We start from the raw sequence: 9,513 nt of genomic DNA, 5'->3' as shown, positions 1-9,513 counted from the left end.
ACCGCAACCGTACCTCGCCTTTTGCTTTTACCGGCAATAAGTTCGAATTCCGTATGCTCGGATCCTCCCAGTCTATTGCCGATCCCAACGTTGCATTGAACACTATAATGTCGTAATCCGTGGAATCAGCCACTTTGAGGGAATCCTTGAAACTCAGCTTATTGCCATTCTTTGTTGTCGCCGGGAAAACGGGATCGTCGAAAATGATTTTTTCATTCAGGGCCGGATTGCAACGGACAACTATGGAGCCATCATTCAATTGCTGATCTACATAGAGCTGCACATCAATGCCAGACGTAAGCGCCTTGGCAGCATAGTACATCTCAGGTTGGTCTTTTGTACCGAAATCGACATGCTGATTTATCTTGTCGACAAAGTTGACCGTATCCGCCAAATAGATGACAGAATCTTCGCTGAAGCCCTTCTTGGAATCCAGCAACATCTGCACATCTTTGGACATCGAAGAACTTTCATCATCGCCACAGGCCCAAAGGAGCGGCAAAAAAGCAAGGAAAAGAACCTTTTTCATTAGTCGTCCTCCTCATTGATTGCAATGTAGCTACCGTCTTCCATCTCTATTTTCAAAATGCCCTTCTTTGTCTGGTAATACAACCTGGCACTTGATTCAACCGTATTTGTCTGATAATCGTTCTTATACGACTGTTCGTATTTGCGCCCCTTGGCAACAGCGACATCGGTATATGTGACTCCATTTATCTCCATCTTTTCGATATACGACGAATCGTGCGCGCTTTTGAGCGATTCCGGATTCCGAAGCGAGAAAACATACTGTCCAAACTCGGCCGTGATAGTTTGATTCAATTTGTCTTGCTCATTATAATAGAAAGTCGTCGTTTCTATAGAAAGAGAAATAGAATAAATGGGATACGCCGATTCCAGAATAGTATTCAAATGCTTAGTGCAAACATCATCGATATAGTTATCTCTATCAATGACAGCAAGCGAAAATAGATAACCATCCGAATGCTTGTACGGAATCGCCTTGCCCACTTTATAATTGCCAAATTCTGCCGCATACCCACTGATTTTCGAATTGTCGCTACACTTGTAATAATTGGGTTCAGTTGTTACAACGTCTCCGCATGCACAAAAAAACGCAAGCGAAAAATTCATCAAAAGCAATAATTTAGTACAAAATTTCATCATAGTACAAATATACATTCATTTAAAAAAAAAACATAAACAAAACGCCCCCGGATTTTCTCCGGAGGCATTTTCTAAACGATTACCGAAAGCGGAATTAGTCGCCCGTATGGTAGTTCGGGGCTTCCTTCGTAATCGTCACGTCATGCGGGTGAGATTCGCGGAGGCCTGCGCCCGTAATGCGGACGAACGTTGCCTTCTTGTAGAGTTCTTCGAGGTTAGCAGCACCGGCATAACCCATGGCAGAGTGAATACCGCCAATCAGCTGGTAAACGGTGTCGCGGAGCGGTCCCTTGTACGGAACGCGGCCTTCGATGCCTTCCGGAACGAACTTGCGCGGTTCCTGAACGCCACCCTGGAAGTAACGGTCGGCAGAACCGGCCTTCATGGCGCCGAGAGAACCCATGCCGCGATAGCTCTTGTAGCTGCGGCCATCGGCGAGAATCACTTCGCCCGGAGCTTCTTCAGTACCGGCAAAGAGCGAGCCCACCATCACGGCGTGACCGCCAGCAGCCAAAGCCTTGACGATATCGCCAGAGAACTTGAGGCCACCGTCAGCGATAATCTTCACGCCGACCTTACGGGCCATCTTGCCGCATTCCACAACAGCGGAGAACTGCGGATAACCGACACCGGCCACGATACGGGTGGTGCAAATAGAACCAGGACCGATACCCACCTTGACGATGTTCGCACCGCACTTGGCGAGTTCTTCGACAGCTTCCGGCGTGCAGACGTTACCGGCGCAAATCGTGAGCTTCGGATATTTCTTGCGGACGGTCTTCACCATGTTGCGCACACCGATGTGGTGGCCGTGAGCCGTATCGATAATGAGCAGGTCGACGCCGGCGTCCACGAGGGCAGCCACGCGTTCAAGCGTATTGGCGGAAGTGCTGACAGCGGCACCGACGAGCAACTGGCCGTTCTTGTCGAGGCTTGCGTTCGGGTTGTTTTCGCGCTTCAAGATGTCCGTCATGGTAATGAGGCCCTTCAAGGCGCCAGAAGCATCCACCAGCGGGAGCTTTTCAATGCGCTTTTCGGCGAGAATTTCCTTCGCCTTGGCGAGGCTCACCTTCGGGCTTGCCGTCACCGGATTCTTCGTCATCACGGTGCGAATCTTTGCGTTCATGTCGCTCACGGTGCGCAGGTCGCGGCTCGTGAGCATGCCCACGAGCTTACCCTTCGAAAGAATCGGGAAACCGCTCACCTTGTTGCGGGCGCGGAGTTCAAATGCGGCGGACACCGGCTCATCGGCATCGAGCGTCACCGGGTTGGTCACAATACCGGACTGCCAACGCTTGACCTTGCGGACTTCTTCGGCCTGGTCTTCGATAGACATGTTCTTGTGAATAATGCCGATGCCACCCTGCAAAGCAAGAGAAATAGCGAGCGGAGCCGTCGTCACGGTATCCATGGCGGCACTGATAATAGGAATGTTCAGCTTGATATTCGGGGCGAGCTGAGTGCTCACATCGGTCTGAGCCGGAAGAACAGAAGATTCTGCGGGAACAAGGAGGACGTCGTCAAACGTCAAAGCTTCTGGCAAAAGTTTCATAAAGTACCTCTTTTGCGTAGTAAATATAGAAAAAACATCGATAAAAAAGTAGGGAGCGAGGTCCTAACTCATAGAAAAAAGCTTACCTAGCAGCCACACGCCTGACATCGTCCCCGATTCGGACCAGATAATTACCCGAACGCGGGACCATGACGGAGAAGTTCGATTCGCCGACCGTACCCGTACGCAGGACGCGGCCCTGCATGTCAAGTAGCGCAAACGACGCTCCGACGCGCGCTCCTGCCACCTGCAGTTCACGCCCCATAACAGAGACATGGAAGGTCGGCACAGACGCAAACTCCGGCAGAGCATCCTTGCAGTTCTTGCCCTTGCATTCGGAACTACTCGATTTCGCTTCACTGGAGCTAGACTTCGCATCACTAGAACTAGATGCAACGCTAGAGGACGAAGTCTCGCTGCTGCTAGAAACTTCCGAGCTGGAACTGGATTTCGGTACAGCAAGAATCGGGTGATCCTTGCCCTGCATCCAGACATCGCCAGTAATATCTTCCTTGAGGAATCCGCCATCAGCCTTCTTTACGTAGGAACGGAGCGCCTTTGCTACCGTAGAATCCTTGAATTCGGTAGCCGTCGCAGGCAAGCCATACACATAGTCAGAGTTCTCGAGCAAGGGTTCCGGAGTCCTTTGCAAGAAGAAGTTGTTTTCAACAGTCGCATTCCCTATGTAAGCATGATCTATTGTGGGATGTATAAAGTAATCACTCATATTACTGTCCAGGGTAAAGGAGCACATGCTATAATTATTCACGACAAAGACGCTGTCCAGCGTTAGGCTGTCTTTATCATAAAACCACACATGGGCAATTCCCGCGACTCTCCCTGTATACTCACCCGCACTTCTAAGATCACCCAAATTGTAATTATTAGCAATGATTGCTGGATAGTTGATTATACCAACAAGCCCAACTGCTTGACCAATTGTCGCATAGACGTTACCCGTATTGTAGCTTCGCGTCAAGGACAAATAACTTTCACCGCTATCATCTCGACCGTCACCGAGCAAGCCTCCAACATCATTCCAGCCCTCAACATTTCCAGTATTGTAGCAGTTGTCTACCCTAGTGTTTCCGGAAAAATTAGCAACAAGGCCACCCGCATAACCCGATGCAACTATATTAGCGTTATTATAGCTGTCGGTAATAACAGCATCTCGGGCAGTTCCTACAAGCCCCCCGACAGAATATCCAGACAGAGAGCCTTTCACATAGGAATTGTGAATTGCCAGTTCTCCAGACCCAACAAGACCGCCTACAGTAGTACCACCTTCCAAGATACCTTCAAAATGACAGTTCTCAATACTCAGATAACTGCCAGGAAGCACATAGTCAGAGCCATACACAGGTCTTACCAATTCTCCCGAAGCTACATCCGTTACAATGCCCCCAATATCGTACTTGGACTTTAGATAAGAATCTTCTATTCCCAGATTCTTGATAACAGCATATCCCTTTTCTTCACCATTCCGGTCCGCCTTATAAATAAAGCCACTTACACCTCTCAATCTACTCGTATTCACAGGATTTGTATTAAGCAAGTCCCCATACTTGCCGCCAAAGTAGAGTCCCGATATCGTATGCCCCTGACCATCGAAGGTTCCCGTAAAAGACGTAATGGGTTCCCAGACCAGGAACTTGGCCGTATCCGCCGTATTGAGCTTACCATTCTTAATCACATTCTCGTTTACTACGATATCTTTGGTAAGCTTGCCGCACACATTGGTGACACGACCATTATGCATGCCATGGGCGCCATTGACATAAGCCGCAAATCCGTAGAGTTCAGCAGCATCCGAAATGGCAAAGCATGAATCCGCATCGACCTCAGGCATTTTTAGCTTGTACCAAGCCGCATAGAAAGTCTTAGCCCCCCTTTCGCTTGAGTCAACCGCAAACTTCGGAGTTCCCGTAAAATCCTCGTTTTCGTACCAGCCCGCAAAGAAGAAGGAGTCGCGGAGAACCTTAACAGGAAGGTCCGCGCCGATACGTTCCTGGTAGTGGTCGATTGCCTCTTCTTCAATTTCGCCACCATTCGTATTGAACGTGACCGGATAATGGTTCAGCAGATATGCCCAGTATTCCTTGTCGCCCGTCTCCGTAGCTTCGATGGTTCTTCTTAAGTTTTCATCTCCAAACTCACGGCTAGTCGACCAGCAGCAAAAAGTCGTATTTTCCTTGACCACTTCTTCAGGAAGGATTTTTCGCAGACCGGAAATATAACTGTCAAAATAGGTCGCCGTATCGCCTTCAAACGTATGGAATATCACCTTGTACTTTTGCGAAGCAGAATTTTTGACTTCGCCCGAGTAATTCGGCCAACTATCCGTCCCGACATTCTGCCCCCAAACAGAACCGTTCACGCCTTCGTGCAAAGCGACCGCAACAGCGCCGTTCTGGAACTGTTCCAACGTAACAGCCTGTTCCAACATTGCAAGATCACTGTAGCTTTGCGGGCCTTGCGACTCAAGAAAATAAGCATTAGAAATTTCGATTCGCTCTTCGGAAAACTTTCCCTTAAAAGGCCCAAATCTAGTCGGCACATCCGCATTCAGGTTCCACACGCTGAAGCAATTTGAAATTTTGGCATAGCCAAGAAGCACATAACCCACTAAGCCGCCTGCGCTAGATATGTTATCTCCGAGAATGGCTCCCCTGTTATAGCTATTCTCCATTTCTAGGATTCCGTTAGATTTTCCGATAAGCCCACCCGCATCCGACATCCTATAACCATAGAGCGTCGAAGTGCTGTAGACCCCAGAAATTTTCGCATAGGTCTTATCTTCAGACGAGATATAAGCCAATTCGCCAGCAACCACACCCGCAGTTTCCACATACACGCCAAAATAGGAATCAACGATTCCGAAATTCTTGAGTTCGGCATATTCGGTAGAGGTGCCGACAAGACTGCGGATGAATCCGAAAACATCGTCTTCTTGTTCTTCGGGATCGTCAAAGAAAAGTCCAGAAATCGTATGCCCGTTTCCATCGAACTTTCCCGAGAAAACGTTAATCGGAGTCCAGGGAACAAAGTCTGCCGAGGCTTCCGTATTGAGAGTTCCGTCCTCGTTCAGCACGTTCTTGTTCACCACGATATCGTTTGCAAGCGTTGCGCAGGCAGACTTTTCGGCGGCATTACCATTGGCTCCGTTCACGACAGCGGCAAAGCCGTAAAGTTCAGCGGCATCGCTAATGACATAGCAGCCAGCCGACGACTTGGCAGGGGTTTTCGGGGTAATGGTTGCGGCACTTGCCATCACTCCAAGAACGGATACCGCCACAAGACCGAAACGCAACAAGCTTTTCATATTGTCCTCCCTTAACGAACACTTCCTCTAAAGATACATTTTTGATACAAATTGTCATGATTTTGTATATTTAGGTTATGGAAATTTGCACTTATTCACATACCGCACGAATCGAAGTCCGCTATGCGGAAACCGACCAGATGGGAATCGTCCACCACTCCGTTTACGCCGTGTGGTTTGAACAGGCCCGTACCGAATTTTTCCGCGAGGCTGGTGCAAGCTATGCCGACATGGAAGCCGAAGGTTTCGGCGCACCCGTCCTCGAACTGAACGTCCAGTTCAAGGGACCCACCCACTACGGCGATTTCGTGGATATCGAGACCACCATGGTACGCGAAGACAAGCTGCGCATCCGTTTCTATTACAAGGCGAGCGTGAACGGGAAACTCTGCACCACGGGATCCACGCTGCACTGCATGGTGAAAAACGGACGCCCCACGCGCGAACTGCCCGCAAGTTTCAGCAAGTTCACTTTCGAGGAAAAATAGGCCATGGACCAGCCGCTCGCCGAAAGACTACGTCCGCAGAACCTGGACGAATTCCTTGGCCAGAACAAGATTCTGGGCGAGCAGAGCCTGCTTCGCAAGAGCCTCGAGAACGACAACGTGCCGAGCATGATTTTCTGGGGCCCGCCGGGTTGCGGAAAGACGAGCCTCGCCCACGTGATACGCCAGCACACGAAAAAGGCATTCGTCGCACTCTCGGCAGTGGCAAGCGGCGTCAAGGAAGTCAAGGAAGTCCTCGCCGACGCCCGCAGGATGAAGGGGATGTTCAAGGACACGATTCTCTTCATCGACGAAATCCATCGCTTTAACAAGGGACAGCAGGATGCGCTGTTGGGTGCCGTCGAGGACGGCACGGTGACGCTCATCGGCGCCACCACCGAGAACCCGGGATTCGAGGTCAACAGCGCATTGCTTAGCCGCTGCCAGCTGATTCTTTTTGCGCCCTTAAGCAAAGACGACTTGCGCACACTGATTTTTAGCGCGCTCCGCGACCATCCGCGTGGGCTTCAGCTGAAGGATGTTGAAGTCGAAGATGCCGTCGTGGAAAAACTCATCGCGCAGTCCGACGGTGACGCCCGCTTTTTGCTGAACCAAATCGAATGGATTGGCAAGAACCTCGGCGACCGCAAGGTCATCGACGAGAAACTCCTGGAAGAATTCCAGTACAAGAAGCCCCTGCGCTACGACAAGAGTGGCGAGGAACATTACAACCTGATTTCGGCCCTGCACAAGTCGGTACGCGGAAGCGACCCCGATGCGGCACTCTACTGGATGCACCGCATGCTGCAGGGCGGCGAAGACCCGCGCTTCATTCTGCGAAGACTCATGCGCATGAGCATGGAAGATATCGGCCTTGCCGACCCGAACGCGCTACTGCTGGCCACCGCCGCTCGCGAGGCCTACGACTTCATGGGAATCCCCGAAGGACTCATCGCCCTCGACGAACTGGCCGTTTACCTGTCGCTTGCTCCCAAGAGCAACAGCCTCGAACTTGCCGGCATGAAGGCCGACCAGATTGTAAAGCAGACCGGCACTCTCCCCGTACCACGCGCATTCCGCAATTCGGTCACGAAGGTCGGCGAAAAGCTCGGCTACGGGGTCGATTACCAGTACGACCACGACAGCCCCGGCGCCTACTCCGCCCAGGAACATTTGCCCAAGCAACTCGAAGGCGTGGAAATTTACCAGCCCAAGCCCTACGGAAAAGAAAAGGCGCTAGGCGAAAGGCTTGCGCAATTAAAGCAGATCAAGCGGGAAAAGAATAAAGGTTAATGCCGACTCTGAGATTCCTCAGAGTGACACCAGGCTTAAAACTGTTTCAGCAACCGAATTCTCTCGGGCGTATCGGGGTGGGTGCAGAACATGATGTTTGCCTTCGCGATGAGGCCCTTAAGTTTCATGTCGTTGTCGAATTCTTCGTCGGGGTGGATGATGTAGAGTTGCGCCACATCGCTACGGCGCACGGTGTCGAGGCCCGGATAGTCCGAAATTTTTTGCAGGGCAGAGGCGAGCGCCCACGGGTCGCCACAGAGTTCGGCGCCGCCGGCATCGGCCACGTACTCGCGCGAACGCGAAATGGCTAGACGCGTGAACCAGCTGAAAATGTAGCCGATTGTGCTCCAAATCAAAACAAGAATCAACGCAAAGATGATGATGACGCCACCGCTTCCACCGCCGCGTCTGTTGCGGGAATGGTTGCGGGGGCCGCGGAGCATTGCCGAAAGTAGCTTCATCGATACCATCTGAATGGTCGAAAAGATTCCAACGAACACGATGCACACCACCATGAGTCGCGTGTCGCGGTTCTTGATATGCGTGAGTTCATGCCCCACGACGGCGGCGAGTTCCGCATCGTTTAATTTGTCTATAAGTCCGGTCGTGAGCGTAATCGTGAACGAGGGAATGTCGATTCCGCTCGCAAACGCATTCAGGCCGTTATCCTCGACGATGTTGATTTGCGGCATCTCAATGCCGCCTGCAATGCAGAGGTTCTCGACAATATTGTAGACGCGCAGGTTATCTTTGCGTTCAAGGGGTTTCGCATGCGTCGCATGCCGTATAATGGCGGTATTCGCGCAATAGGCGATAATGAACCACACGCCGACAATCTGCAAAGTGTAAGGAAGAACCTCCCAAAAACTATGCCGCACTTCGGGCCAGTGCAGAATGCCGTATTTCATGTAGGTGGCGTGGCCTTCGGGGCACCCGCCTTCGACAATCGAACAAAGTACGCCAAAAAAGTCCAGGCACAAAATGACCGCAAAAACCATCCCCAAGATAATAACGGGGAACAGGCACAGCAGCAAGATGCTGTTGCGGTTGTTCCGCCAAATCTGGGTTTGGAGTCCGACGTATTTCATGAGGGAAGGCTAAAACTTCACCTCGGGGGCTTTGTTGAGTGTGTCGCGGCTTTCGGTGGCCTCGTACATGGGCGCACGCTTGAAGCCGAACATACCGGCCACAATGTTGCTCGGGAATACTTCGCAGGCGTTGTTCAATTCGCGAGTGGTAGAATTGAAGAAACGGCGGGCGGCAGAGAGTTTGTTTTCGATATCGGCAAGTTCATTCTGCAACTGCAAGAAGTTCTGGTTGGCCTTGAGTTCGGGGTAAGCTTCGAGCGAGATGCGGAGCCCGGCAAGCGCACCGGAAAGCGCCTTGTCGGCAGCGACCTTTTCGTCGACAGTCGTTGCATTCATGGCGGCGGCACGGGCTGTGGTTACCTTGTCGAGCGTCTCTTTTTCGTGAGTGGCATAGCCCTTGACGGTGTTCACCAACTGCGGCACCAGATCATAGCGCTGCTTGAGTTGTACGTCGATGTTTGCAAACGCGTTTTCGCGGTTGTTGCGGAGTTTCACAAGTCCATTATACATCATAATGAACCAGATGATCAAAACGACCGCGACAACGGCAACGATAAAACCAACAGTCATATTTTACTCCTTTCTGTTTCTTAGTAAGAAATCTAT

At 51.1% G+C, this 9,513-nt stretch carries 8 protein-coding genes; 2 read left to right on the top strand and 6 right to left on the bottom strand.

Annotation, left to right across the window (positions count from 1 at the left end):
- The 4 genes from Q0628_RS15215 to Q0628_RS15200 all read right to left on the bottom strand — a co-directional run.
- On the bottom strand, nucleotides 1-529 hold a 529-nt coding region (locus tag Q0628_RS15215), incomplete at its 3' end, for a hypothetical protein (protein WP_298772433.1).
- Nucleotides 529-1,167, bottom strand: coding sequence for a hypothetical protein (locus Q0628_RS15210; protein ID WP_298772431.1), 639 nt, complete (start codon nucleotides 1,165-1,167; stop codon nucleotides 529-531). The genes Q0628_RS15210 and Q0628_RS15215, both read right to left, overlap by 1 nt.
- 94 nt (nucleotides 1,168-1,261) lie before the next feature.
- Nucleotides 1,262-2,719 carry an IMP dehydrogenase gene (gene guaB, locus Q0628_RS15205; RefSeq protein WP_298772429.1) on the bottom strand — a complete coding sequence of 486 codons (1,458 nt, stop codon included), beginning with the start codon at nucleotides 2,717-2,719 and terminating at the stop codon, nucleotides 1,262-1,264.
- Nucleotides 2,720-2,801: 82 nt separating this feature from the next.
- Complete coding sequence (locus tag Q0628_RS15200; protein ID WP_298772427.1) at nucleotides 2,802-6,041, bottom strand: InlB B-repeat-containing protein; 3,240 nt, start codon at nucleotides 6,039-6,041, stop codon at nucleotides 2,802-2,804.
- A gap of 77 nt (nucleotides 6,042-6,118) precedes the next feature.
- Between Q0628_RS15200 and Q0628_RS15195 the strand changes: the two genes are divergently transcribed.
- Together Q0628_RS15195 and Q0628_RS15190 are read left to right on the top strand one after the other, a co-directional pair.
- On the top strand, nucleotides 6,119-6,529 hold the full coding sequence (locus tag Q0628_RS15195; protein ID WP_298772425.1) for a thioesterase family protein: 411 nt from the start codon (nucleotides 6,119-6,121) through the stop codon (nucleotides 6,527-6,529).
- Between the two features lie 3 nt (nucleotides 6,530-6,532).
- A complete protein-coding gene (locus tag Q0628_RS15190; protein WP_298772423.1) occupies nucleotides 6,533-7,819 on the top strand; it encodes a replication-associated recombination protein A in 1,287 nt (428 codons plus the stop codon).
- A 35-nt stretch (nucleotides 7,820-7,854) separates the two neighbouring features.
- Here Q0628_RS15190 and Q0628_RS15185 read toward each other — a convergent pair whose 3' ends face one another.
- Both Q0628_RS15185 and Q0628_RS15180 read right to left on the bottom strand, forming a co-directional pair.
- Nucleotides 7,855-8,907: a M48 family metallopeptidase gene (locus tag Q0628_RS15185; protein WP_298772422.1), complete on the bottom strand. Its 1,053-nt coding sequence runs from the start codon at nucleotides 8,905-8,907 to the stop codon at nucleotides 7,855-7,857.
- 9 nt (nucleotides 8,908-8,916) lie between these two features.
- Complete coding sequence (locus Q0628_RS15180; RefSeq protein WP_298772421.1) at nucleotides 8,917-9,477, bottom strand: LemA family protein; 561 nt, start codon at nucleotides 9,475-9,477, stop codon at nucleotides 8,917-8,919.
- Nucleotides 9,478-9,513: the final 36 nt, after the last annotated feature.

The organism is uncultured Fibrobacter sp. (assembly GCF_937877005.1).
In the GTDB taxonomy this organism is placed as follows: domain Bacteria; phylum Fibrobacterota; class Fibrobacteria; order Fibrobacterales; family Fibrobacteraceae; genus Fibrobacter.
Note: the sequence above shows the minus strand (reverse complement) of the source record. Positions and strands in the feature narration are given on the sequence as shown.

Excerpts from the sequence above, each read along its gene's own strand:
- Q0628_RS15210 (WP_298772431.1), bottom strand. The coding sequence starts at position 1,167 with ATGATGAAATTTTGTACTAAATTATTGCTTTTGATGAATTTTTCGCTT.
- guaB (WP_298772429.1), bottom strand. The coding sequence starts at position 2,719 with ATGAAACTTTTGCCAGAAGCTTTGACGTTTGACGACGTCCTCCTTGTT.
- Q0628_RS15200 (WP_298772427.1), bottom strand. The coding sequence starts at position 6,041 with ATGAAAAGCTTGTTGCGTTTCGGTCTTGTGGCGGTATCCGTTCTTGGA.
- Q0628_RS15195 (WP_298772425.1), top strand. The coding sequence starts at position 6,119 with ATGGAAATTTGCACTTATTCACATACCGCACGAATCGAAGTCCGCTAT.
- Q0628_RS15190 (WP_298772423.1), top strand. The coding sequence starts at position 6,533 with ATGGACCAGCCGCTCGCCGAAAGACTACGTCCGCAGAACCTGGACGAA.
- Q0628_RS15185 (WP_298772422.1), bottom strand. The coding sequence starts at position 8,907 with ATGAAATACGTCGGACTCCAAACCCAGATTTGGCGGAACAACCGCAAC.
- Q0628_RS15180 (WP_298772421.1), bottom strand. The coding sequence starts at position 9,477 with ATGACTGTTGGTTTTATCGTTGCCGTTGTCGCGGTCGTTTTGATCATC.